This window comes from Megasphaera sp. SC8-1 (genome assembly GCF_024436295.1).
Taxonomy (GTDB): Bacteria; Bacillota; Negativicutes; order Veillonellales; family Megasphaeraceae; genus Megasphaera; species Megasphaera elsdenii.
The window spans coordinates 13,962-39,526 of the sequence record NZ_JANFQH010000013.1 but is presented as its reverse complement, the minus strand read 5'-3'; the positions used below and the strand labels follow the sequence as shown (position 1 = coordinate 39,526).

At 53.4% G+C, this 25,565-nt stretch carries 23 protein-coding genes and 1 tRNA gene; 8 read left to right on the top strand and 16 right to left on the bottom strand.

Annotated elements, in window-relative coordinates:
• Positions 1–7: 7 nt before the first annotated feature.
• From NOS26_RS05010 to NOS26_RS05000, 3 genes are all read right to left on the bottom strand, one after another.
• Positions 8–574 carry a carbonic anhydrase gene (locus NOS26_RS05010; RefSeq protein ID WP_169013319.1) on the bottom strand — a complete coding sequence of 189 codons (567 nt, stop codon included), beginning with the start codon at positions 572–574 and terminating at the stop codon, positions 8–10.
• 10 nt (positions 575–584) lie between these two features.
• Positions 585–1,943, bottom strand: coding sequence for an NAD(P)-dependent oxidoreductase (locus tag NOS26_RS05005; protein WP_255917355.1), 1,359 nt, complete (start codon positions 1,941–1,943; stop codon positions 585–587).
• A gap of 58 nt (positions 1,944–2,001) precedes the next feature.
• A tRNA-Arg gene (locus tag NOS26_RS05000) sits at positions 2,002–2,078 on the bottom strand.
• Positions 2,079–2,260: 182 nt separating this feature from the next.
• Here NOS26_RS05000 and murQ point away from each other — a divergent pair.
• From murQ to NOS26_RS04985, 3 genes are read left to right on the top strand one after another with little or no spacing between them, the layout of a single operon-like run.
• Complete coding sequence (gene murQ / locus NOS26_RS04995) at positions 2,261–3,172, top strand: N-acetylmuramic acid 6-phosphate etherase (RefSeq protein WP_255917354.1); 912 nt, start codon at positions 2,261–2,263, stop codon at positions 3,170–3,172.
• Complete coding sequence (locus tag NOS26_RS04990) at positions 3,162–4,547, top strand: PTS transporter subunit EIIC (RefSeq protein ID WP_014015665.1); 1,386 nt, start codon at positions 3,162–3,164, stop codon at positions 4,545–4,547. Before murQ ends, NOS26_RS04990 begins: the two co-directional genes overlap by 11 nt.
• Positions 4,548–5,630: a DUF871 domain-containing protein gene (locus NOS26_RS04985; RefSeq protein ID WP_074787071.1), complete on the top strand. Its 1,083-nt coding sequence runs from the start codon at positions 4,548–4,550 to the stop codon at positions 5,628–5,630. It abuts the gene before it with no gap.
• On the opposite strand, the gene NOS26_RS04980 is transcribed toward NOS26_RS04985, so the two are convergent.
• On the bottom strand, positions 5,620–6,501 hold the full coding sequence (locus tag NOS26_RS04980; RefSeq protein WP_014015663.1) for a DMT family transporter: 882 nt from the start codon (positions 6,499–6,501) through the stop codon (positions 5,620–5,622). The genes NOS26_RS04985 and NOS26_RS04980 overlap by 11 nt on opposite strands.
• Before the next feature lie 132 nt (positions 6,502–6,633).
• On the opposite strand from NOS26_RS04980, the gene NOS26_RS04975 reads away from it, so the two are divergent.
• From NOS26_RS04975 to NOS26_RS04965, 3 genes are all read left to right on the top strand, one after another.
• Positions 6,634–7,554 (top strand): NYN domain-containing protein, encoded by a 921-nt coding sequence (locus tag NOS26_RS04975; RefSeq protein WP_014015662.1) that lies wholly within the window; start codon positions 6,634–6,636, stop codon positions 7,552–7,554.
• A gap of 27 nt (positions 7,555–7,581) precedes the next feature.
• On the top strand, positions 7,582–8,703 hold the full coding sequence (locus NOS26_RS04970; RefSeq protein WP_014015661.1) for a hypothetical protein: 1,122 nt from the start codon (positions 7,582–7,584) through the stop codon (positions 8,701–8,703).
• Positions 8,704–8,957: 254 nt separating this feature from the next.
• Positions 8,958–10,373 carry an ATP-binding protein gene (locus NOS26_RS04965; RefSeq protein WP_014015660.1) on the top strand — a complete coding sequence of 472 codons (1,416 nt, stop codon included), beginning with the start codon at positions 8,958–8,960 and terminating at the stop codon, positions 10,371–10,373.
• Here the strand turns inward: NOS26_RS04965 and NOS26_RS04960 are convergent.
• The 3 genes from NOS26_RS04960 to NOS26_RS04950 all read right to left on the bottom strand — a co-directional run bounded on the left by NOS26_RS04960 (position 10,365) and on the right by NOS26_RS04950 (position 12,989).
• Positions 10,365–11,375 carry an NADH:flavin oxidoreductase gene (locus tag NOS26_RS04960; protein ID WP_014015659.1) on the bottom strand — a complete coding sequence of 337 codons (1,011 nt, stop codon included), beginning with the start codon at positions 11,373–11,375 and terminating at the stop codon, positions 10,365–10,367. The two genes, NOS26_RS04965 and NOS26_RS04960, sit on opposite strands and share 9 nt — an antisense overlap.
• 365 nt (positions 11,376–11,740) lie before the next feature.
• Positions 11,741–11,935 (bottom strand): type II toxin-antitoxin system RelB/DinJ family antitoxin, encoded by a 195-nt coding sequence (locus NOS26_RS04955; protein ID WP_014015658.1) that lies wholly within the window; start codon positions 11,933–11,935, stop codon positions 11,741–11,743.
• A complete protein-coding gene (locus NOS26_RS04950) occupies positions 11,928–12,989 on the bottom strand; it encodes a nicotinate-nucleotide--dimethylbenzimidazole phosphoribosyltransferase (protein ID WP_014015657.1) in 1,062 nt (353 codons plus the stop codon). The genes NOS26_RS04955 and NOS26_RS04950 overlap by 8 nt, the downstream gene beginning before the upstream one ends.
• Positions 12,990–13,230: 241 nt before the next feature.
• Here NOS26_RS04950 and NOS26_RS04945 point away from each other — a divergent pair, with 241 nt between their 5' ends.
• Together NOS26_RS04945 and NOS26_RS04940 are read left to right on the top strand one after the other, a co-directional pair.
• A complete protein-coding gene (locus tag NOS26_RS04945; protein ID WP_014015656.1) occupies positions 13,231–14,457 on the top strand; it encodes an RNA-guided endonuclease TnpB family protein in 1,227 nt (408 codons plus the stop codon).
• Between the two features lie 202 nt (positions 14,458–14,659).
• Positions 14,660–15,673, top strand: a complete 1,014-nt coding sequence (locus NOS26_RS04940) for a LacI family DNA-binding transcriptional regulator (protein ID WP_014015655.1) — start codon at positions 14,660–14,662, stop codon at positions 15,671–15,673.
• Positions 15,674–15,827: 154 nt separating this feature from the next.
• On the opposite strand, the gene selA is transcribed toward NOS26_RS04940, so the two are convergent.
• The 9 genes from selA to NOS26_RS04895 form a co-directional block, all read right to left on the bottom strand.
• Positions 15,828–17,225: an L-seryl-tRNA(Sec) selenium transferase gene (selA, locus tag NOS26_RS04935; protein ID WP_014015654.1), complete on the bottom strand. Its 1,398-nt coding sequence runs from the start codon at positions 17,223–17,225 to the stop codon at positions 15,828–15,830.
• The gene (selB, locus tag NOS26_RS04930) at positions 17,218–19,140 is read right to left on the bottom strand and encodes a selenocysteine-specific translation elongation factor (protein ID WP_014015653.1); all 1,923 of its coding nucleotides are present in this window, start codon (positions 19,138–19,140) and stop codon (positions 17,218–17,220) included. Before selB ends, selA begins: the two co-directional genes overlap by 8 nt.
• A gap of 4 nt (positions 19,141–19,144) precedes the next feature.
• Entirely contained in the window at positions 19,145–19,417 is a 273-nt protein-coding gene (locus NOS26_RS04925) for a DUF3343 domain-containing protein (protein WP_014015652.1), read from the bottom strand.
• Positions 19,417–19,674 (bottom strand): TIGR03905 family TSCPD domain-containing protein, encoded by a 258-nt coding sequence (locus tag NOS26_RS04920; RefSeq protein WP_014015651.1) that lies wholly within the window; start codon positions 19,672–19,674, stop codon positions 19,417–19,419. The genes NOS26_RS04925 and NOS26_RS04920 overlap by 1 nt, the downstream gene beginning before the upstream one ends.
• Before the next feature lie 25 nt (positions 19,675–19,699).
• Positions 19,700–20,020 (bottom strand): thioredoxin, encoded by a 321-nt coding sequence (gene trxA, locus NOS26_RS04915; RefSeq protein WP_014015650.1) that lies wholly within the window; start codon positions 20,018–20,020, stop codon positions 19,700–19,702.
• A gap of 105 nt (positions 20,021–20,125) precedes the next feature.
• Positions 20,126–21,268 (bottom strand): aminotransferase class V-fold PLP-dependent enzyme, encoded by a 1,143-nt coding sequence (locus tag NOS26_RS04910; protein ID WP_022498350.1) that lies wholly within the window; start codon positions 21,266–21,268, stop codon positions 20,126–20,128.
• A gap of 131 nt (positions 21,269–21,399) precedes the next feature.
• Positions 21,400–22,692, bottom strand: coding sequence for an adenylosuccinate lyase (gene purB / locus NOS26_RS04905; RefSeq protein ID WP_014015648.1), 1,293 nt, complete (start codon positions 22,690–22,692; stop codon positions 21,400–21,402).
• A 295-nt stretch (positions 22,693–22,987) separates the two neighbouring features.
• Positions 22,988–24,292 (bottom strand): MFS transporter, encoded by a 1,305-nt coding sequence (locus NOS26_RS04900; protein WP_014015647.1) that lies wholly within the window; start codon positions 24,290–24,292, stop codon positions 22,988–22,990.
• Between the two features lie 130 nt (positions 24,293–24,422).
• Positions 24,423–25,451: a hydroxyacid dehydrogenase gene (locus NOS26_RS04895; protein ID WP_014015646.1), complete on the bottom strand. Its 1,029-nt coding sequence runs from the start codon at positions 25,449–25,451 to the stop codon at positions 24,423–24,425.
• Between the last annotated feature and the right edge of the window lie 114 nt (positions 25,452–25,565).

The following is a 25,565-nucleotide window of genomic DNA, read 5'->3' as shown; positions in this document are numbered from 1 at the left end:
ATACCTCCTATTTCTGGCCTTCTCCATCGTCGACGACTCGGATTTCACCGGTGTGCGGATGGATGACCATACCATAAATCGTAAGGGATGAAGGCAAGTAGGGATTGGCCCGCAGGCGGCGGACCGTATCACAGACGGACGCATCGATGTCGGTAATGGGGTCGGCCCATTGTTCCAGCTTGGGCCGGACGGCGGCGATGGCCGCATCATCGATGCCTTCTTCTGCCATGTGACGGCACAGGCTGTCTGCCGTCGTCTTGAGCATGCCGCAGTCGTCGTGGCCCATGACGATGATGTCGTGGACATGTAATTCGTAAACGGCGACCATGAGGCTGCCGATGACGCTGTCAAAATCTTCAAAGGCCGTATTGCCGGCGACCTTGATGAGTTTGGCTTCGCCCCGGATGAGGCCCATAGCCGGTTCGAGGAAGCTCAGAAGACGCGTATCCATACAGGTCAGAACGGCCAGGTTGCGGCTGGGATACTTGCTGACCTCATCGAAGCCGCCCTGGGACAGGGACTGTTTGACGAAACGTTCATTGGCTTTTAAGATCTGTTGTGTCAATTCACTCATGGCGGCCTCCTCATGCTTTCGCAGCGTTCATGACCTTTTTGGCCTTCAAGTACTGGTCAATACCGGCAGCCGTCTTACGCCCTTCGCGCATAGCCAGGACGACGGTCTGCGGTTTGTGGACGATATCACCGGCGGCAAAGACACCTTCTTGGCTGGTCATGCCGTAAGGCAGGTCCTTGACGGCGATGTAGCCATCGTCATTGGCGTCGACACCGAGGGCTTTGACGATGGGCAGTTCCGGTTTGTTGCCGATAGCGGCGATAATCTTATTGGCCGGAACGACGCCAAATTCGCCCGTCGGCACCATGGTGGCATCTTCGAGAATCTGCTGTTTTTCATATTTCAGGCCTTCTACATGGTCCGTCCCGACGACGGCTTTCGGTGCCGAGTAGAACTGGAACTGGACGCCATCAGCCTTGGCTTCTTCATATTCCGACGGCAGGCATTTCATGTTCTTTTCGGCCCGGCGATAGACGATTTTGACGTCTGCCCCTAGGCGCAGCGATGTGCGGGCGGCATCGATAGCGACGTTGCCGGCACCGACGACGATGACCTGGTCGCCCTTCTGGACGGGCAGGTCTTCCAAGGCCACTTCCCCGTTCTGGACGCGCTGGACGTCGCGCAGGAACTGTTCGGCATCGACGACGCCATCGATAGTATCGTTATCGACGCCGAGATTCCAGGCATTCATCGTCCCAATGGCGATGAAGACGGCATCGAAAGCTTCCTTCAGTTCGGCCAAAGACTTATCGACACCGATTTTGACATTGTATTCGATAGTGACGCCCATGGCCGTCAGGGCCTGGGCTTCGCGCTGCAATAATTCTTTATGGAGCCGGAAAGTCGGGATGCCATAGGTCATGGTACCGCCTGGCTGGGAAGCGGCTTCAAAGATGGTCACATCGTAATCGAGGCCGGCCAGTTCCCGCGCAGCTGCCATGCCGGCCGGGCCACAGCCGATGATGGCCACGCGGCCGGCGGTCTTGCGGCTGACAGGCTGCGGGAGGAAGCCGCCGTCCAGGGCCATATCCGCTACGAACCGTTCCAATTTGCCGATTTCAACAGGCTTTCCCTTTTTGCCGAGGACGCAGTGACCTTCGCACTGCTTTTCTCTCGGACAGATGCGGCCGCAGATGGCCGGCAGGTCGCTGCGATGGTAGATGTGGTCCGCAGCAGCCCCGAAATCCCCCTGGGTCATGGCATGGATGAACTGGGGGATTTCGTTTTCAATGGGGCAGCCTTTGCGGCATTGCGGTACTTTGCAATTCAGGCAGCGCTTGGCTTCGGCGACGGCTTCGGCCAAGGTATAATCGGCATCATGCATGACTTCTTCGTGGAAAGAAGCCAGCTGGTTCTTAGTATCGGACATGAAGGAACCCACCTTTCCGGACTGATAATTTAATGATTAGATTATGTAGATAAAAAAATGGTGCGCCCAAGATGACTCGAACATCCGACACGCAGTTTAGGAAACTGCTGCTCTATCCAGCTGAGCTATGGGCGCACAGGGCACACAGGTCTGCTGCGTGCAGCTTAATCATACCATGAAATGGCAAAAAAATAAAGGTCATGGCTCATGAAAAAAAGGCCTATTGCAAGTCCTGCAAACACTCTCTATAATTAGAGATGTGTATATTGTTCCCAACGAACGAGAATCACGACTGCAAGGAAAGAAAGGAATCAACCATGATCAACTTAGAAACTCTGGCTACGGAACAGCAGAACAGCCACAGCCAGCATATCGACAGCGTGTCTACGGAAGACATGCTGCGCATCATAAATGACGAAGACCATAAAGTCGCCGATGCCGTCGGCGCCATCATCCCGGACATCGCCAAGGCCGTCGACACCATCGCCGACAGGCTGCGCCACGGCGGCCGCCTGTTCTACATGGGCTCCGGTACGTCCGGCCGCCTGGGCATCCTCGACGCCGTCGAATGTCCGCCGACATACAGCACCGACCCGGAACGCATCCAGGGCCTCATCGCCGGCGGTTATGAAGCCATTTTCCGTGCCAAAGAAGGGGCGGAAGACTCGCCGGAACTGGGCCGTCAGGACCTGATAGCCAAAAATCTGACCGCCGACGACGTCGTCGTCGGCCTCAGTGCCTCGGGACGGACGCCGTATGTCGTCGGCGGCCTGACCTATGCCGCTTCAGTCGGCGCGGCGACGATTGCCATCGACTGCTCGCCTCATTCAGCCATCGGCGCTTGTGCCGACATCGACCTCTGCGCCATCGTCGGCCCGGAAGTCGTCACCGGATCGACGCGCATGAAAGCGGGCACGGCCCAGAAGATGATTGCCAACATGCTGTCCACAGGCGCCATGATCCGCCTGGGCAAAGTCTATGGCAACCTCATGGTCGACGTCAAGTCGTCTAACCAGAAACTGGAAGAACGGGCACGGCGCATCGTCATGACGGCGACAGGCTGCAGCCGCCAGGAAGCCGTAAAGGCCCTGGCCGAAAGTCAGGGACGAGCCAAGACGGCTATCGTCATGATTCTCCTGAACCTGCCTGCCAACGAAGCCGAAGACCGCCTGGCAGCCGCCCAGGGATACGTTGCTGCCGTCCTCAAGGAGGCTGCCCATGGATTATGATAAACTGGCCAAGGCCATCTACGACATCACCGGCCCGGCGGCCAATATCGAAAAGGCTTACAACTGTATGACCCGTCTTCGCCTGACGGTAAAGGACGAACACTTTACCAAAGAAGACCTGGCCAAACTTCCTGGCGTCATGGGCATCAATAAATCCGGCGACGAATGGCAGATCGTCGTCGGCCCTGGCAAGGCGACGAAACTGTACCAGGCCTTTGCACCGCTAGTCGAAGGCGGCAGCAAGGAAAATCCGGCACCATCAGCTAGGCCTGACAGCAACGATGACAGCCAGGGTCCTTTCGACGGCCAGGCCCTGCATGAAGAAATACGGCGCAAGAATGCAACGCCAGCCAAGCTGGCCTTAAAAAAGATCGCCCACATCTTCGTACCCATCATCCCGGCCTTCATCGCCTGTGGCCTGATTACGGGCCTGCTCAATGTCGCTTTCAAGATGGACCCATCCCTGGCGGCCCAGCCGCTCCTGCAGGTCCTGGCCATTGCCGGCAACGCCGCCTTCTATGGCCTGAACATCTTCGTCGGCATCAACGCGGCCAAGGAATTTGGCGGCTCGCCCATGCTGGGCGGCGTCATGGCGGCCATCCTCAGCCACCCCAACCTGGCTCAGATCAATCTTTTCGGCGATCCCCTGGTCCCTGGCCGGGGCGGCATCATCGCCGTTCTCCTGGTCGTCTTCTTCTCGTCGTGGCTGGAAAAGAAACTCCACCGCATCGTACCGGATATGCTCGACCTCTTCGTCACGCCGTTTCTAGTCGTCGTCATTTCGACTTTTGTCGCCCTCTTCCTCTGCCAGCCCGTGGGTGGCTATCTGTCGGAAGCCATCGGCTATGCCGCGACGGAATCCATCGGCACCGGCGGCGCTGTGACGGGCTTCATCCTGGGCGGGACCTTCCTGCCTATGGTCATGGTCGGCATCCATCAGGGCCTGACGCCGATCCATGCAGAGCTCCTGTCGCGCTACGGCGTGACCATTCTCCTGCCCATCCTGGCCATGGCCGGCGGCGGTCAGGTCGGCGCCGCCATCGCCGTCTATGCCAAGACCAGGAACAAGGCCCTGCGCAAGACCATCGCCTCGGCCCTGCCCGTCGGCCTCATGGGCGTCGGCGAACCGCTCATCTACGGCGTCACCCTGCCCCTGGGCAAGCCGTTCATCGGCGCCTGTATCGGCGGAGCCTTTGGCGGCGCTGTCCAGGCGGCTTACATGGTCGGTGCCGCGACAATCGGTATTTCCGGCCTGCCCCTGGCAGCCAGCACGGACAACATCCCCATGTATTTATTAGGACTCGTTACGGCCTACGCTGCCGGCTTCATCGCAACCTGGCTCTTAGGCTTTGACGACCCGAAGGAGGGAGAATAAATGGAAACGGGTATTTCTGTCTATCCCGGTCTGGGCGGGACGATTCAAGAAAAGACGGCCCGCATCGAACGGGCTGCCGCCCTGGGGATGACGCGTCTCTTCACGTCATTCCACATCCCGGAAACGGACCCGGCGGCCTTTCGCAAAGAGCTGCAGGCCGTCTTGGAAACGGCCCGGCAATTTCAGTTCGACATCGTCGCCGACGTATCACCAGCCTCGGCAGCCTGCCTGGGCATGGACCGGTTCGACCCGGAAGCCATCGCCAAACTGGGCATTACGACTGTCCGCTTTGACGACGGTTTCGATGCGGCCAAGCTTGCCATGTACAGCCACCTCGTCCGCGTCCAGGTCAATGCGTCGACGCTGAGGCAGTCCGATTTAGAAGATCTCCAAAAAAACGAAGCCCAAATGGATTACATCGACGGCCTGCACAACTTCTATCCCCGTCCTCACACGGGCCTGGACTTGGATTATTTCAAGGCCCAAACCGACCTGCTCCACGCCTATGGCCTGTCCGTCGGTGCCTTCGTACCCAGCCAGTCCGGCCAGCGGGCGCCGCTGTATGAAGGCCTGCCGACACTGGAAGACCACCGCCATCAGGATGTCAGCCTGGCTGCACGCCATTTGGCGGCCTTAGGCGTCCAGTCCGTCTTCATCGGCGACGATAAGCCGTCGGATAAGGAACTGCGCGACCTGGCCCGGACCGGCCGGGAAGAAACGGACGTCGTCGTCATCAAGGCCAAGCTCCTCAGCCGGGAGCCACACATCCAGGACCTGTTGTCCTATACCTTCACGGCCCGGCCCGACCCGTCGCGGGACGTCATCCGCACCAGCGGCAGCCGGGCCCATCTGGACGGGCGCATCATCGAACCGGACAGTGATATCTTCCGCAGCCTCCACCGCGGCGATATCACCCTGGATAACGCCGATTTCCTGCGTTATATGGGAGAAGTCCAAATCGTCAAATGCGAACTGCCCCCAGAAGAACGGACCAATATCGTCGCCAAAGTCGTTCCGAACGAAGAATTTCTCCTGGACTACATCACGCCGGGCCGGAAATTCCGCTTTGAATTTATCCGCTAGGCTTCTCTTTTTTCGCCAAGAGTATGACCGCTCCCAGAATACAGACGATGCCGGCGGCTCCCGTCAAGGTCAGAGCTTCATGGAAAACGGCGATGCCCACGACCGTCGACGTCAAGGGTTCGACAGACGCCAGGATAGAGGCCCGGCCCGCTTCCATATGCTGGAGGCCGGTCGTATAGAGACCAAAGGGCAAAGCCGTCGACATCAGCCCCAGGAGGGCAAAGAGAAGCCCCGTATAAGGCACCGATATGGCCAGGGACGCCATCATGCCGAAATGACAGAAGGGCAGGAGCCCCAGGGATGCGATGATGAAGGTCCAGACCGTAACCGTCAGCGGTTCATATTTGGCCAGCGCATAATGGCCGAAGACGGAATAAAGGGCATAGCCGAAACCGCTCCCCAGGCCGGCCAGGATGCCAGCGGCCTCGACATGGCCCAGGCCCAGGCCGCTGACCAGGACACAGCCGGCAAAGGCCAGGACCAGGCATAACCCCTTGCGCCGCGTAAATCGTTCATGAAAGAGGAAGATGGAAAACACCATGACGATGCTCGGCGCGGTATAGAGCAAAATGGCCGCGACAGACAACGTCGTCAATTCGATGGCTGTAAAATAGCAGATATTGAAGAAGACGATGCTCCCCAGGCCGGTCCCCAGGAACATCCAGGCATCGCGCCAGGCAATGCGCAGTCTCTCCGGATACCGGCAGAGGATGAGGCCAGTCATGACGACAGCCGTCACCAGGGAACGGCCAAAAGTAATCTGCAGCGGCGACAATCCATACGCCGACAGCTGGCGGGTAAACAAGCCGATGATGCCCCAGCAGATACCCGCTGCGACGACGCAAAGAGGCGCCATACGTTCTATTTTCATCTGTACCACCTTCTAAAAAAAATAGGCCTGGCGAAGGATAAACGCCTTCGTTCGAGCCCTGGTTTTATTATAGCACAGTCTCAGCAGTTGATGATATAATAAAAAAGTAATGTAAACAGAGGTAATCAAATTATGAATCAAGAAATGAAACTCGCCGTCCTCATCGACGCCGAAAATATTTCCAGCAAATACATCGACGTCATCTTATCTGAAGCGAACAATCTCGGCGATGTCATCTACAAACGCATTTACGGCAACTGGACGACGCCCCAGATGGCGTCGTGGCGCAACACCATTTTAGATAACGCCATCCAGCCCGTCCAGCAGTACAGCAACACGATCCGCAAAAATTCGTCGGACTCGGCCCTCATCATCGACACGATGGATTTATTGTACCAGAGCAATCTCGACGGCTTCTGCATCGTTTCGTCAGACAGCGATTTCACCCGTCTGGCCTCGCGCCTGCGGGAATCGCAGAAATACGTCCTGGGCATGGGCGAAAGCAAGACACCCCGTTCCTTCATCTCGGCATGCAATAAGTTCCTCTATCTCGATGTCCTTTGGGAAGAAGCAGAAGAACACGAATCCGAAGTCCAGGAAAACGAAGGGCACGACGAAACACCGTCTCAGGAAACGGCCAGCCATAAAGCAGAAAAAGGGGAAACTCCGGCAGCCCATCCAGTAGGACCGGCTCCCATCCATACGTTGACACCGCCGGAATCACCGACGGCGCATGGCAAGACGCCGGGCAAAGATTTTTCTACGATCCGCCAGGCTTTGATCAAGTTGACCGAAGAAAACTCCGATGACAACGGCTGGATTTTCTCGGGCACCCTGGGAAATCTCCTGAGCAAGCAGTTCTCCGACTTCGACGTCCGCAATTTCGGCTATAAGAAATTCGTCCCCTTCATCGAATCGCTGAAACTCTTTGACGTCAACACCTTCACGGACGAAAAGAACCGCACAGTCAAACACAACTACTTCAAGCTCAAACAGGCACCGAAACGACCGCGGCGCACCTTCCGCCCTTATTATAAACAGCGCGGCCGTTAATCAGTCGATTCACGGAGGATACCTGCCATGGATACGAATACACAAAAGGCGCTGGAATCACTGCGCCGGCGAAAAGTCAATGCATCCATTGCCATCGCAGCCGACCTGGCCAACGACAACTTAAACAGTATCTGCCGCCTGGCATTGGCCTGGATCAGTGACGGCAACGTCCACGGCATTTCCTATTTTATCAAGCCCCGCGAAGGGCCGGTCCAAGCACATAACCTGACCGAAGACATGCTGGCTGACAGCAAGCCTTTCGACGTCGTCTGGGATGAAGACATTGCCTTTCTCCTCAAAGACGCCGTCCTCTCTGCCTACCGCTCGGAACGGCTCTTCCCAGCCATCAAGGCCAGCTACGAAGCATCAGGACGGGAACTGCCCCTGAAGGATGTCTACATCAGGGACTTGAAATTCCTGGCTTCGACGTATATGCCCAACTTGGCCAACGACTCCTTATCGTCGATTCTGCACCGCATGAAGATTCCCGTCGATATGGACAATGCCCTGAGCCGGGCTATGGCCTGCATCTGTGGTCTGAGCTGGCTGGAAAACCTCTATCCCATTTCCAGCTACGGTATCCCTTTATCGGCTATCCTGGCTGGCGCCTTGCAAGGGCAGCCAGAAGAAGTCGTCGAGACGCGGGAAGAACGGGAAGCACGGGAGCAGAAAGAGGCAAAATATGCCAAACTGACGTATTACACCAAAATGCTATTCCTGCCCTTCGTCATCTTCTGCCTGTTCATCACCATTTATTATGTCCACCGTTATGGTGAAGCCGCGCAGTCCAATGTCAACTTCTCCCGCTATTCGACGAGCGGCGTCCCGGAACTGAGCGATTCCGAAAAAGAAGCGCAGCAGGAAAAGACGCGCCTGCCTTCGAGCAGCGGCCGCTACCTCATGATGCGCGGGACCTACGTCATCCCCGACGAAACGACGATACCCACCTTCCTCAAGGCCAGCCACGACCGCGATATGGAAACCATCCGGTCCCTCGTCCGGTCCGATAAAATCCTGGTCTTTGCCAAGCCGACACGTATCCAGATCACCGGTGACAAAGACAAGAACGGCTTCGTCCCCATCCAAATCCTGGAAGGCGATTATGCCGACCGCACCGGATTCGCTCCGGATGACATGATAAGTAAATAAAAAAGGGCTTGTCGCATGACGACAAGCCCTTTTTGAGTTTGAAGTTTGAAGTTGAAAGTTTGATGTGGATGGGACAAAATTTAAAAGCCACCGCCTCAAACATCATACATCAAACTTCAGACATTTAAGAAAAAGGAGTCTCGCATGATGACAGCGTGCGATGGCTCTATTTTTATGGTATAATTTAATTGAAATATAATTCAATGAATTATGTTTCAATGAATTATATTTCAATTAAAAAGGAGGGAATCTTTATGTATCAACCATTTATTGGCAGAAAAGAAGAGCTAGATGCTCTAGAAAAACTATATGAAACAGAGGGATTCCAAATGATGGTCGTTTACGGACGTCGGCGCATTGGTAAATCCACGTTACTTAGTCATTTTATCCGAGGAAAAAAAGCTATCTTTTACACGGCAGCCCGCAATGGTCTCCAACGGAATTTACAACTCTTGAGCCGGCGAGTCCTTGACGTCTTGGCTCCTGACTTAAATACGTTAACCTTTTCAACGTATGAAGAGTTATTCGCTTTTCTCTCCAACAAATGCCAGGAAGAACGCATTATTTTCATTATCGATGAGTTCCCTTATCTTGCAGAACAAGCTCCAGAACTATTATCCATATTACAAAAATATATCGACACCGAATGGATGCAAGGAAATATGTATTTGATTCTTTGCGGCTCCTCTATCAGCTTCATGGAAGAAGAAGTATTGAGCGAAAAAAGTCCTCTTTTCGGCAGGCGGACAGCCCAATTACAGGTCAAACCGTTTTCTTATCGCGAAGCTGCTGATTTCGTTTCCTCCTATACGCCCGCTGAAAAAGCCGTATGTTACGGGATTACGGGTGGTGTCGCAAAATACTTATCCTTACTGCGGGATACGAAATCTTTAGACGAAAATATAGTCAGCTTATTCTTCGCAAAAACCGGTTATATGTATGAAGAGCCATCCAATCTGCTGACACAAGAATTTCGCAATATTACGACATATAACGCCATTATCGAAGCTATTGCATCAGGACGAACGAAACAAAATGCGATTGCAGACCTCACCCATTTAGAGCCATCTACGACAAGTCATGCCATACAAAATCTTATTAAAACAGGAATCTTAAAAAAAGAATATGCTATTACTGATGAACGGAATAAGCGCAAAGTCCGCTATACTTTTGCCGATCACATGTTCCGCTTCTGGTACCGCTTTCTGCCAAATGGCATTGATGCCATTGAACTCGGTCACGGCGACGCATATTATCAACATGTCGTAAAACCAAGTATTTCAGATTATATGGGCGACGTCTTTGAAGATATGTGCCGCCACTATACTTTATATATGGGATTGACAGGAAATCTTCCTTGTATGATAACCCGTGTGGGCAAATGGTGGGGAACGGACCCCCGAAAGAAAGAAGAAACGGATATTGACGTTGTCGGCTTGGATACCATAAAAAAAGAAGCCATTCTAGGAGAATGTAAATTTAAAAATGAACGGCTCGACAAATCCGTCTATGAAGCTTTGCGCAACCGCACAGGACTTATAGACCATCATTATCGAACCGTCCAGTATCTGCTTTTTTCAAAAAGTGGTTTTTCTGATTGGATCCTGACCCATCAAAAAGAAGAAGCTATCATGCCTATTGATTTAATGCAAATGTATACGTCACATTGACAAGATTTTTTGGTAAATCTGGTGGTCCCGGAGTGCTGCCCGTCCGATGCCGATGAGGTCAGCCTGGCCTTTTTCCAGGAAGGTTTCCGCTTCAGCGCCGTCAGCAATGCCGCCAGTCAGCATGACGGGAAGGGTCGTCCCCGTTTTAGCCGCTTCTGCCAGTTCGGCAAAGTATCCCGCTTCCGTATGACCTGGACGGAAGAAGAAGCTCATGCCGCCAGAAAGGCTGAGCATATCGAGGCCGGCAGCTTCAAAAAGCTTCGCGGCTTGGCCGACTTCTGCACAGACAGCGCCGCCATCCATGTAATCACTGCCGCCTAAGCGCAGGGAAAGGACAAAATCTTTCCCCAGGCGACGGCGGATAGCCTGAATGATTTCAACCTGAAGCCGCGTCCGCCCTTCCAGGGTACGGCCCGTATAATCATCGGTCCGCCGATTCGTCAACGGCGAATAGAACTGGTCCAGCAGATAGCCATGGGCTGAATGGATTTCCACGCCATCGTAACCGGCCTGCTGTGCCCGGGCAGCGGCATCGACAAAGGCCTGGATGATGCACTGGATATCGCCTTGCGTCATTTCCCGGGGAAATTCTGGCTGACCGTGGACCGCAGCGGCCCGTGACGGATTGGGAACAGCACTGGCACTGATGACTTCCTGGCCGGTAATAGCCCGATGGGCTGCACTGCCGGCATGGCTGATCTGTGCCAGAATCGGCACGCCCTGCGCATGGACAGCCGCCGTCAGGCGCTGCAGACCGGGAATATCCGCATCAGCCGCCAGCGACACCTGGTTGGCACTGGCCCGGCCGTCAGGCGAAACGAAACTGTGTTCCTGGATGATCAGCCCCGGGCCGCTGCGGGCCATGTCGCCATAATAGGCAATCAGGCCATCCGTTACCTGGCCTTTCGCCGACTTTTCCGTCGCCATCGGCGGCATGACCAGGCGGTTCTTTAAAACAATGGAGCCAACTTTCAGCGTTTCATGCAATAATGGATACTTCATAAAACCCCTTCTTTCATAAAAATAATTCAAAGTGGTTCGTACATTCAAGAACCCCTCAGTCCGCCTTCGGCGGCCAGCTCCCCTTCGCAGGAGAGCCTTTCGGACCTCAGGAGCTCAATGACGCGGTCAGATCCGCGCCGGATTTGCCGGGTCGGGAGAGACAGTGGCTCGTGGTTCGTGGCTAGTGGCTCGTAAAACCGTCTACGGCCATCGACTTCTTGGCTTCTGCGTAAGGCATTGTTCGATATGGCACCATATGCAAGGCGGAGGAAGGAGTCATAGCGGGGCTATGGCGACTGACGACAACGCAGCAGATGGCGTCATAGCGGGCAAGGCATCGCAAAGGGCCAAGAAGCCGATGGCCGTCAAAAAGCATCCCATTCGGCGAAGCGTTCGTTCATGCGTTTCTTCTTGATTTTCTTGGCTTCCGGTTCGCCTGCGGCAAAGGGCATTTTTCCGGCGGCAATGGTCCGCTTATAAAAGAGTTCTACCGCTTGTTCTTCTGTCAGTCCCAGGCGTTCAAAGATGGCCCGGGCTTTTTCTCTCGTTTCTTCATCCATTCGTTTCATCTCCTTTTCGGCGGTCGTAGCGGTCCTGAGCTTCCTGGTTGATGCCGTCCAGGGTCGCCATGTGACAGACGGCATACATCATAGTCTTCATGAGAGTGACGCCTAAGACGGCCCCTGTCCCTTCCCCCAATGAGAGGCCCGCCTGGATGGGGACTTCGTATTCATCGATGCCGCACAGGCGCAGGGCCTGAGCCATGCCGGGCTCCCGGGAAATATGGGACGGCAAGGCATAATCGCGGACAGCAGGTTTCATGGCAATGGCACAGGCCAGGGCCGTCGCCGTAATGAAGCCGTCGATATAAAAAGGTATTTTTTCATCAACACAGGCCATCATAGCACCGCAGAGTGACGCCAAATCAAAGCCGCCGACGCAGCGCAGGGCATCGGCCGGTGTCTGGAGTTCTTTTTCATAGGCTTTGATAGCTGCAGCAATGACGCGCCGCTTGTGGAAGAGCAGTTTATAATTACCCCGGGCCGAACCAAAACCGGTCAGCCAGGACATCTTTTTCGGAGACAAGGCGGTGAGAACAGCTGCTGACGTCGTCGTATTGCCAATGCCCATTTCGCCAAACGACAGGAGATTGATTCCCTCTTTGGCAGCTGCCTGTACCCGTTCGCGTCCCGTCGCCATGGCTTGTACCAGTTGTTCCCGGCTCATAGCCGGTTCGACGGCGAAATTTTTCGTTCCCCTGGCGATTTTACGGTCTAAGCCGACGGCATCGGCACTGTCGATACCGACATCGACGACTTCATAAGGAATGTCCTGGCTACGGCAAAAACAGGTCACAGCCGACGTTCCTTGGACCATATGGCAGCTCTGCATATAGGTTATATCCGCTAACTGAGCGACGACACCGGCTTGGACAACGCCATTGTCGGCGGCAAAAATGATGTGTTTGGGCCGCAGTTCCCGATGAAAAGTCCCCCAGGCCAGTAAAATCTGCTTGGCCTGCTTTTCCAAAAGTCCCAGGCTGCCCGGCGGCTTAGCCAGATTGTCGATCTGGTGCAGGGCCTGGCGCCGGTAATTTTCATAACTCACAGTCATACCCTCCCTCTTTCCTCGTCTGAATCGATTCTATTGTACCATGATTGCCAAGGATTCGCGAATGACACTAAAAATGAAGAATACTTGTTCATCTTCATGGTGCGGTGGAGACTCGTGACTTTAGTCATGAGAGGAGCCGCACCTCCCCTCCTTTCAATAAAACACAATAGATTTTTAGTAAAAATAGTTCTATAATAATTTTGATGAAGTAATATATATTTAGAAAGGAAGGTGAGAAATAGTGTCTAACCTAACTAAAACGATAAAACTTCGTATACATGCTACTTCTGAACAAGAGTTTCTGTTCCGTCAGATGACGGAACAATACCGTCAGGCTTGTAACTTCGTGTCGCAGTACATCTTCGACAACCGATTTAACATGGCCTACCAAAGTCTTAACAGAGAACTGTACAGGGACCTGCGCAGCCAGTTCGGTCTGAAATCGCAGCTGGCCCAGTCTTCTATCAAGACGACGATTGCCAGATATAAGACGGTAAAACAACAGCTCTTCCAAAATCCTTACAGATATAAGGATGAGAATGGCAACTGGCAACGCATCGCCAAGACATGGGAATGGCTTTGGAAGCCGATATTCTTTACTCGTCCGCAAGCTGATTTGGTCCGTAACCGAGATTACAGTTTCGTGGATGATGGTCAAATCCTATCTATCAATACACTCGGAAAAAGAACCAAATGCACTTTTGAGGGCGAACATTTCGCTGAATACCTTGATGGCGCTTATGACCTTGGAACAGCAAAACTGGTCGAACTCAAAGGGTTATGGTATCTCCATATTCCCGTAACCCAAGCTGTCGAAGATTTTCAGAAAGAAAACGTCCGTCACGTTGTCGGTATTGACCGCGGATTACGTTTTCTTACTGTTAGTTACGACGAACAGGGCAAAACTGAATTCGTCTCTGGTAAGAAGATGGCTACTAAACGCCATAAATTTCAGGAAGTCCGCCGTCAGCTCCAGTCTAAAGGTACAAAATCAGCAAAGCGTAGGCTCAAAGCCATTTCTGGACGAGAGAACCGTTGGATGTCTGATGTAAACCATCAGATTTCTAAGACACTCGTTGAAAAATACGGCAAAGATACGCTGTTTGTGCTTGAAGATCTGACCGGTGTTAGCTTCGAAGAGTCCCATCTTTCAAAAACTGCTAAACAAAATTGCGACCTGCGCAGCTGGGCGTTCTATCAGTTGGAACAATTCTTGACTTATAAAGCTCATGAAAATCGTTCCGAAGTTCTGAAGGTATCTGCTAAGTATACCTCTCAACGTTGTCCCAAATGCGGTACTATCCACAAGGAAAATCGTGACCATCACAAACACTTATATCGTTGCCAGTGTGGTTACAGATCTAACGATGACCGTATCGGAGCTATGAATATTCAGCTCCTCGGAACTATGTGGATTTCTGGAGATAACCATCCTCGTTACAAAAGAATAACAACTGCTTTGGAGTAAACTCCTTAGCAAAGCGGGTGTTGTCAGCCACCCGATGATGTAGGCGGATTTAGGGAGACGTCTTTTGATGCCGTTAGTACCTATGTAGTTCCGACTTACAAGTTCCCGACTTTAGTCGGGAGTAGTTGACCCTGTAACACAGATTTCCTTGAAAAAACGTTTAATTTATGTCAAAATAAAAGCAAGAGTGGAGGTGGCCATCGTGTCCACAATTAAAGACATTGCCAAAGCTGCTGGCGTTTCCATCGCCACCGTTTCCATCGTCTTGAACGGTAAAGGCCGGGAACGGAAAATCTCACAGGAAACACAACAGCGTATATACAAAATTGCACAAGACCTGAACTACGTCCCCAACCAGTCGGCAAAAAAACTGCGGTCGGCTAAAAAGGACAGCTATGCCATTGCCTTCTATTGGGCAACGGACTTCCGTATCAACTACCTGGCCCGTATCACCCTTGGGATCCAGGAAGAAATCATGAAGCAAGATAAGGCGATCCATCTGACCGTCGTCCCATATAAAGTCGATCAACTGCAAAAACAGCTCGACGCGATGCAAAACGAATTTTTCAACGGCATCATCATTGCAAACATGTCGAATAAAGATATGGACTACCTGAATTCCATCCATATCCCTTGCCCGGTCGTCCTCTTTAACCGGGAATCGGACAAGTACAGCAGCGTCACCATGGACAACTATACAATCGGCTGCAACGTCGCCAAGCACTTCATCGATAAGGGCATTTTCGATGCCGGCGTCCTGACTCATGACACGTCGTTCCCGATCATGCGCACGTGGATGCAGGGCTTCCTCGATACGTTCGCAAAGGCAGGACACCCTGTTCCGGAAACGAACATCGTTCTCTGCGATACGTCGTCTTCAAGTGCTGTCGAAGCGACGAAGAAACTCTATGCAGAAAAGCGGATGCCCCGGTCCCTGTTCTGTGAATCCGACGTCCTGGCCCACGGCGTGCTTTACGCCTGTCATGAACTGGGCGTAGCCATCCCGCAGGACATGGAAGTCTTTACCATTGGGATCAACATGGCCGAGTTCAACGACTATGCAATTCCCTCGCTGTCCCGCGTCGACATCCCCATGGGTGAAATCGGCCAGCACTGCCTGCACCTCATGGTCGACCTCATTGAAAAGAAAAAACCGAACCCTACAGTCCAATTCGTAGAAGGAAAAGAAATCATAGGCCAATCGTCACCGCGGTAAGCGGGGTGTAAAAAGGCGCTGTCGCATAAAGACAGCGCCTTTTTGAGTATTAAGTTTACAGTTTGTAGTGAAGTTTTTTAATTTAAATTCCTCTTCTACAAACAATAAAGCAACGGCCCGCTCATACATGATGGCTGAAACCTTCACGCGACGCTTAAACTCCCAACGCTTCCCGCACGATACGAGAGGCGTCCTGGAGTTCGTCATCGCCGAGGGTGCGCAGGGACAAAACGACGGCGTTGTACTGGACGCGGACGATGACGGGCAGGTCGGCGTGACGCAGGCGGCGTTCCATTTCTTCCGGGGTCATGCCATCGGCTTCTATGGCCAGGGCCCAGCCCGGCAGGACGACATCCGGGCAGGCACCGCCGCCGATGCAGTCGTCTATCGGACGCAATGAGACACAGGCCGGCAGGTCATCGGTATGCAGGAATTGTAACAGCCGTTCCGCCCGTTCCTTTATCTCGTCCTCTGTCTGGGCCAGGCAGCGCAGGGTCGGGATCTGACGGGCCGCCGTACCGTCGCGATAGGACTGGAGCGTCCCTTCTAAACCGGCCAGGGTCATCTTATCAACGCGCAGGGCCCGCAGTAAGGGATGGTGTTTCATGGCATCCAGATAGGCCGCTTTTCCGACGATGATACCCGCCTGAGGGCCGCCCAGGAGCTTGTCGCCGCTAAAGGTCACGACGTCACAGCCAGCCGCCAGTACTTCGCCAACTGTCGGTTCATGAGGCAGGCCAAAGGTTTCTAAGTCCACGAATAAGCCGCTGCCGGCATCGTGGAGACAGGGCAGGCCGTGGTCATGGGCCAGTCCGGCCAAGGCTGCCGGCGAGACGCTTTCCGTAAAACCGATGATACGGTAATTACTGGTGTGGACTTTCATGAGGGCCGCCGTATCCTCGCCAAGGGCCCGTTGGTAGTCGGCCAAGTGGGTCTTATTGGTCGTCCCGACTTCACGGATACGGCCACCACTTTGCTCGATGACGTCGGGGATGCGGAAAGACCCGCCGATTTCAACGAGTTCCCCCCGCGAGATGATGACTTCCTTCCCCGCAGCGAGGCTGGACAAAGTCAAGAGGACGGCAGCGGCATTATTATTGACGACCAGGGCATCTTCAGCGCCGGTCAGGTCACAGAGGAGCCCCCGGACATGGTCGTACCGCGACCCCCGCCTGCCCGAAGCCAGGTCATATTCCAAGTTACTGTAGTGGCAGGCCAGTTCGCCAATGTGCCGGGCCAATTCCGGGCTGAAGACAGACCGCCCGAGGTTCGTATGCAGAATGGTCCCCGTCGCATTGATGACCCGGCGCAGATGGCCCCGTCCTTCAGTCTGCAGGCGGGAAACGACAGCCTGGTCGAAGACTTCGCCGGAAAACGGCTGGTCCCACTGGCCGGTCAAGATGGCCTGGCGCCGTTTATCCAGCTCAGCCCGGACGGCATTGCGGACGGCCTGACGAGACTTCCGTTCCTGCCAGATCTGTAAGGCCGGCCGCTGCAATAAATGATCTACATCCGGCAGCTGACGCAGCAGCTGCTGCCGTGTTTCATCCATGGTCAGATTCCCCTTTCCCTTCATATCTCCGAGCCTGCGGTCCGGCCAGGCGCCCGTCACGGACGCGGCAGGTGATTCCGCATCGGTCCATATACTCCAGGATGAGCAGGGCCTGGCTGCGGCTGATGGCCAGGGCATCGCGGAAATCACCCAAAGTCAGGAGATTCCCGGTCTGCAAAGACTGGCAGGCCTTTCGGGCAGCTTCCGTCAGGAACCGCTTGGACAAGACGAAATCTTTCGATAAAAAGACGAGGCTCTTACCACTCAGGGCGTCGGCAACAGCAGGCGCTTCCTTGCCCAGCGCCAGGATTTCCCGTACAGGGACCGGTACATAGCCGCTGTGGTCCAGCTTCTTTTCAATAGCCGACTGCAATTTCCGCTGGGACGGGGAAAAAGTAATTCGGAATTGTTTTGCCGCCACGCATTGTCGGGATAAGCGGCAGACGCCGCCAGCCGTCAACAGCCGCAGCAAGGCCGTCCCGTCATTTTCATCGAGGCCCAGGCGGCTCCGGAAAACCGGCTGGGGAATCCCCGGCTGTAACGGTTTTTCTTTATGATAGGCCAAGAGGACTTGCAAGGCCTTGGCCTGCCAGGCCTTATAGACGTCACGATGGATATAGCCTTGACGGGTCCGGCGGACTATCCCGGCTTGGCGTAAATGGTCCAGAGCGATTTCCACCTTATCCAAAGGCAGGTCCACCGCTCCGGCAATGACGCCGGCCTGTGTAAAGGGGACCTGGCGCAGGCGCAGGAAACCGGCGACGACATCATTTGTCAGGCCAGCATCGCGAGCTTCCAGGCTGGTCACTACGTCATCTTTGAAGCGGCGGTGTTTTTTAGGGTGGGCGTCGAGGATTTCCCCGCCGGCTACGGTATGCATAGGCGAAAAAGTCCGCAAAATGAAGCGGTCCCCGGCCTTTACATAGATTTCATCCGCTTCCAGGCGCAGCTGTAAAAAGCCATCGGTCCCAGGCGCAATCTGTTCGGCCCCTAAGGGCACGATACGGGCCATGACTTCCCGCGTCCCTACGAGGAGGCGCATGCGCTGCCATAAAAAGAGTGGCTCTGCATCGGCCAGACAGGTCACTTTGGCATCGATCATCCGCGTCGCAGCAAAATCCGCTGCCGTACAGAGGACATCGCCGCGATGGATGGCTCCGCTGGAAATGCCCGCCAGGTTCAAGGCCGTCCGCTGCGGCGGCTCTGCCTGCCATACATCCCGATCATGGACCTGCATGTTGCGGATACGCAGGCGACGGCCGCCAGGATAGAGCCAGACCTCACCACCATTAGTCATGGGACCGTCGATGAGAGTACCCGTGACAATCGTCCCGAAGCCCTTGATGGAAAAAGACCGGTCCACATTGAGGCGCCCTGTCCCCCGGGCTGTCTCGCCGGGTAAAGACGCGGCCATTTCCTGGATTTCAGCGACCAGTTCTGTCAGCCCGCGGCCGCTGATGGCATCAGTGACGACGATAGGCGCGTCTTCCGCTGCCGTATCGGCCAGGTTCTGGCGGATATCCTGCAGGGCCAGGCCGAGCAGGGTTTCATCGACGGTATCGGCTTTAGTGACGACGATGATGAATCGATGTACGCCAAGAAGGGTCAAGATGTCGAGATGTTCTTTCGTCTGCGGCATGACCCCTTCGTTAGCATCGACGACGAGCAGGACCAGATTGAGGCCCGGCAGGCCGGCGACCATATTCTTGATGAACTTTTCATGACCGGGTACATCGACGATACCGGCCCGCGTACCATCTGGCAGGTCGAGCCAGGCAAAGCCCAGGTTGATCGTCAATCCCCGTTTCTTTTCTTCGGCTGTCGTATCCGTCTCGATTCCGGTCAAGGCACGGACCAGCGTCGTCTTGCCATGATCGACATGACCGGCTGTGCCGATAACGATATGTCTGGCCATCTTATCATCCCTCTTTACATTTAGTATAGGTGACGCGCAGCCCCCGGCGGCAGGCATGATATAAAGCGGCCCATGCCAGCCCCTTCTCATCGAGGAGGGCTGTCAGGGCCGCTTCATCAGCCAGTTCATAGCGCAGGGAAAAACCGCACGATGCGTCGAGCTTCCCCGGCGTCGGAATGATGCGCACGGCTAGTCCGGCGGCTTTGGCAAGCGCTTCACCTTCCATGGCCTGCCGCGTCGACGGGACCAGGGCGATGCCATACGTTTCCCCAGCCATCAGGCGCCCTGTTTCAGGGCCTGTTCTACGGCGATGGCCAGCTGATCGGCGCAGGAGGTCCCGCGATCGCCACAGGGATTCCCTTTCAAGAGCTTCACAGCCCGGGCCGCATCGGTATCTTCCAGCAATTTGCTCAGGGCCAGGGTATTGCCGGGACAGCCGCCTGCGAAATGGACGTTATGCAATTTGCCATCTTCCAGGCTGAAGGTAATCTGACGGGCACAGGTTCCCTGTGTCGTATAGGAATAATTTTTCATGAGAATCCTCCTCTGGCGCCGCTCCTTATCTGAGCAAAGCGTCTAACTTTTCTTTCAATACATTATCCGGAACGACGCCGATGACGCGGTTGACGACTTTCCCATCTTTGAAAAAGACCAGGTTCGGAATCGTGGCTACATCATACGTCTGGGCTACGCCCGGATTTTCATCGACATTGATCTTGCCGATCTTGATTTTGCCGGCATATTCTTCGGCCAAGTTGGCGATGACCGGTCCCATCATCTGGCAAGGGCCGCACCAGTTAGCGAAAAAGTCGACCATGACCGGCTGACTGCTGTTCAAGACTTCCTGCTGAAAATTATCGGCTGTGAATTTATATTCCATAAGAGATTCCACCTTTCCTTTTGACTATTTGCCTTTTATGACTAATTCCATTATATATTACTATACCAAAGCAGTCAAGTTTTCCCGGCAAATTGCGAAAAAAGCTTACAGCTCTGAAATGTCCTGCAAGGCCTGCACAGCGGCCCGGACATCTTCTTCCGTCGTGAATTGGGAAAAGGAAAAGCGCACCGTTCCCTGGACGGCCGTCCCCAGGGAACGGTGGATGAGGGGCGCACAATGGTAGGCCGGACGCGTCGCCATGTGGTACGTCTGCCAGAGGACGTCGCTGACGACAGCCGATTCTGCCTCGCCCACATTGAGGCTGTAGACGCCGACGCGGGGGCCGGAAAAATCGCCATACAGGCGGATACCGGAAATCGCCTGGACGGCGGGGACGAAAATCCGGGCCAGCTCCTGCTGATGTGCGGCGGCAGCGGCGACGCCTTTGTCCAGGATATATCGAATCCCGGCATCGAGACCGGCAATGCCGGCGACATTGGCCGTCCCCGCTTCAAAGACGCCAGGGATAGCCCCTGGTTGTTCCCGTTCAAAGGAATGGACGCCGTCGCCGCCGGTGATGTACGGCGTCACGACGGCATCGCGGCGGATGACAATGCCTCCCGTCCCGCCGGGACCATACAGCGACTTGTGGCCCGTAAAACAGGCCGCCGTCACGATGCCGTCGGACAAGTCGACGTCAATGGCACCGGCCGTCTGGGACACATCGACGATGAGTCCCAGATGGTGGCGCCGGCAAAAGGCCTTGATGCGGGGCAAATCGAGGACATTGCCGGTGACATTGGAAGCGTGGTTGCAGACGAACCATTTTGTCTGCGGCGTCAGCAGAGCTTCCATCGTATCGTACTGCAAGGCCCCGCTGGGCTGGTCGCTGCCGATGAAAGCCAGGGATACGCCTTCTTTTTCCAGCTGATACAACGGCCGCAAGACGGCATTGTGCTCCCACGACGTCGTCAAGACGCCATCGCCCGGACGGATGAGTCCTTTGAGGACCATGTTCAAAGCCGCCGTCGAGTTGTGCGTGAAAGCGACGTCGTATTCCGGCCCGCAGTGAAACAAGGCCTTCACGTCGTCCTTGGCCTGCAAGATGAGGCCATAGGCCTTGAGGGCATATCCGTGGGCCCCGCGGGACGGGTTGCCGACAGTCCCTGAAGACAGGACCTGGTAAACAGCCTTGGCAACACAATCCGGCTTCTGCGCCGTCGTCGCCGCATTATCGAAATAATACATAAAATCACCTCCTTTTGGGGTTATTATCAATAAAAAAGAGCCGTCACATAGGATGCAACAGCTCTTCATGAGTTTGATGTTGAATGTTTGATGTTTGATGCGACGTCAAACTTCAAACGTCAAACATTTACTTAAATTCCGAAACGTGCGAAGATGGTGTCGACGTGGCTGAGCATCTTCTTGACATCGAAGCAGCCTTCGATTTCTTCTGCCGTCATGTATTTCGTGACGTCTTCGTCTTTCTTCAGGTTTTCCAGGAAGTCTTCCCCTTCGAGCCAGCGTTTCATGGCATTGCGCTGTACCCAGCGGTAAGCCTGTTCGCGGACAGCGCCCTTTTCAACGAGTGTGTTGAGGATGATCGGGCTGTAGATGAGGCCGCCTGTGAGGTTGAGGTCTTTCATCATCTTGTCCGGATAGACCAGGAGCTTGTCGATGACGCGGGTGAAGGTCTGGAGCATGTAATCCAGGGCGATCGTGCTGTCCGGCAGGATGACGCGTTCGACAGACGAATGGGAAATATCGCGTTCGTGCCAGAGGGCGACGTCTTCCAGGGCTGCCTGGGCATTGCCGCGGATGACGCGGGCTAAGCCACACATGCGTTCACAAGTGATAGGATTACGTTTGTGAGGCATGATGGAAGAACCTTTCTGCTTGGGGCTGAAATATTCTTCGGCTTCGCGGACTTCCGTGCGCTGGAGATGACGGATTTCCGTAGCCATTTTATCGATGGAGCTGGCGATGACAGCCAGGGTCGTTACGTATTCGGCATGGCGGTCACGCTGCAAGGTCTGGGACGAAATCGGCGAAGGAGCGATGCCGAGGTGTTCGCAGACATATTTTTCAACAAAGGGATCAATGTCGGCATAGGTACCGACAGCACCGGAAATCTTGCCGACGGAAATCGTTTCCTTAGCATGTTTCATGCGGTCGATGTCGCGTTCGATTTCAGCCATCCAGTTGCACAGCTTGAGGCCGAACGTCGTGGCTTCGGCGTGGATGCCATGAGTACGGCCGATGCACGGCGTGTACTTAAATTCAACGGCACGGCGGCGCAATACGGCATGGAAGTTTTCCAAGTCCTTGATGAGGATATCCGAAGCCTGTTTGAGCATGTAGCCAAGAGCCGTATCTTTGACGTCTGTCGAAGTCAGGCCGAGGTGTACATATTTGCCGGCTTCACCGATGTTTTCCGAAAGCGTCGAGACGAAAGCCGCAATGTCATGGTGTGTTTCCGCTTCGATTTCATGGATACGGTCGACAGAAAAAGCAGCTTTTTCGCGAATTTCTTTAGCCGCTTCTTTCGGGATGTTGCCCAGTTCGGCCTGTGCTTCACTAGCCAGGATTTCGACCTGTTTCATCGTATCCCATTCATTGTATTCTGTCCAAATATGACCCATTTCCGGTTTCGTATAGCGTTCAATCACAGTTGATCTCTCCTTTGTAGTTGACATGAGTACGGTAAAAAAACTCACCAGTTTTATTATACACTATCTGAGGCGCCGAAGGTAGCCGTTTTTACAAGTTTTATCGTAATTTCGCCAGAAGCTCCCTTCCTCTTCGGCATGGGAATCTCCCTATGTATTTTTCTGTATTCTGTCGACCAATGCCATCAACATTAAGCAGTCCTTCTTAGCTGCACTGATGTGCCGGGGATTTTTAAAATATTATATCGAGAAATTAGCAAAAACCGCGTCACTCATTGGAGAACGCGGCTTTTTCTTATCGAGATTCTGTTATTTCACAGCCTATTTTTTCAGGATTGTTTTTTTTTACAGTCTTAATATTCAATTTAATTGGTTCTATTTTCTGGATAACAAACAGGATAATTGCTGCAGCAATTGCAATCAAGCCGCCCGCCACGACCAGGGCCATTTGGAAGGAGCCTGTCATTTCCACGATGAGGCCTGTTACTGTGGGTGCTAAAACGCCAGCGATAGCGCCGACAGTATTCATAGCGCCGGTAACCGTTGCCGACATGCCTAAGGGAGAAACTTCACTAGCCATAGTCTGCATCATACCGCCAATCGTAGAAGCCGCCGCTATATTAATGGTCAGGATCAGCATAGCAATCATCGGGTCTTCAACAAACGCTACCGCAATAATGGTGGCTGATAATGCCTGCGCAGCTACAAGTACGCCTTTACGGGCAATGGTCTTACTAAATCCTTTGCGGATAATGAAGTCTGAGATAAAACCGGTCAAAGGTTGTGTAATAAACGCTACGACAAAAGGAAGGGATGCGTAAAAACCCATTTCTAATACAGAGAAGCCCCGTTCCATGACCAGATAAGCTGGAATCCATGTCAAAAACATGAAGTACAAGTAATTGGCGCCAAACTTGGCAACAAATAACCCGAGGATCGTGCGGTTTGTTACTAATTGCAGCCAAGGAACTGGCTGCTTTTCCATCTGCACCTTGCTTTCCACAGATTTGCCAATAACACGACCTTCATTTTCATCATACCAGAAGAACCAAAACAGACAAAATAACAAGCTGCCAACACCCGTAACAATGAAAGCCAGACGCCAGTTGAACTGAGCAATCAGGAAACCGATGACTACGGGAGTCAATGCATATCCTAAGCGGGCGCCGGCCAGATAACATCCTGTCGCCGTTGCTCTTTCCCGACCGGGGAACTGTTCAGCAGCAATTTTAGCCATCGTGGGAAAAACGCCGGCTTCGCCAACGCCAACTCCCATACGGGCTATCATCAGGCCAATAAGATGGGGCATACCCCCGGTAAGGGCAGACGCCACTGACCAGATAGCGGCAGCACCACCTAGTACTTTTTTCGCACCAAATCGGTCAGCTAACCGGCCAGCCGGAATATTGCAGATTGTATAGGACCAAAAGAAAGCCGATAACAACAATCCCATCTGAGTGGGAGCAATGTCCAGTTCGTCCATGATAACTGGGGCCGCCACACTTATGCTGCTGCGATCCAACCCCATGACAACCATACAAACAAACAATACAGCAATTAATTTTACACGATATGTTTTTATTTTAGAAGCATCCTGCATAATGATGCACTCCTCTCCAGGACAATTCCATCATTCTGCAGGAATTCTCCTTCACGTTCTGTTGAAAAAAGGCGGTTGTCCTCGGCCTTACTTTCAATCCCGTTCATAAAAATAATGTTAGGATTGCCTATTAAAAATCAAACATGCCGACCGGTTTCTTATCAGGAACACGGACATCCGTGTATGTCGGTGCTGTCGTATAATCAATATCATGAATCGGCCAGGTCGGTTCTTTGCCTTCATATACTTCTTCGATGCCCATCGCAGAGAAGTACGAAGCCCGGTGGGCCGCTTCCACAGAGTTACCGCCGATGTGCGGATAAATGATGACATTATCCAGTGTCAGCAGTGGATTGTTAGGATCAACTGGTTCATGGGCAATAGCGTCGAGTCCGGCGCCTGCGATAATTCCATTTTTGCAGGCCTGATACAAATCCATTTCATTGACACAAGCGCCACGAGCCGTGTTAATCAGGAAGGCTGAAGATTTCATCATAGCCAGTGTTTCCTTGTTAATCATCTGACGGGTAAGCGGCGTATTCGGCGTATGCACAGATACATAATCACTTTCCTTAAAAATCCGGTTCAAGTCGCGTACGACTTCGACACCTTCCGGAAATTCAGCTGCCCGTTTATACGGGTCGTATGCCAAGACGTTCATTTCCAGCCCTAAAGCCCGCTTTGCTACACGGCTGCCGATATTGCCACAACCAATGATGCCTAAGGTCTTGCCATTAAGAGTTGTTTTGTGAATCTTCAGTTTTGCTTTATAATAGTCTTGAACCCAGGTCTTACGCAGTTTCAAGACATTGCGGCTACATTCAAACATAAGCATGATGGCTGTTTCAGCAACAGAGGTACTGTTCGCTACAGGAGCATATAAAGTCTGTACCCCATTATCATGGCAAGCTTTGACATCCAATGCATCAAAGCCGGCACCGTGACGGGCAATAACTTTCAGATTCGGATTCGCTTCAATGACTTCGCGGGTAATCGGGGTAATACGTACGATCATCGCATCCGGTTTATATTCCTTCATATCTGCCAAGACGTCCGCTGTTTCAAAACCTCTGCCACGGATCAGTGTATGGCCAGCATCTTTCAACAACTGCGCTCCTTCTTCCATGATTTCCTGAGGTAATAAAATTTTCCATGCCATAATGCGTCTCTCCTTTTATAAATCAATTGTAATAATTATATGTAATGTATATCATGTCTTTTGTTTACAACTACATTATATTTTAAAATCATATACAAGTAAAACTATGAATTT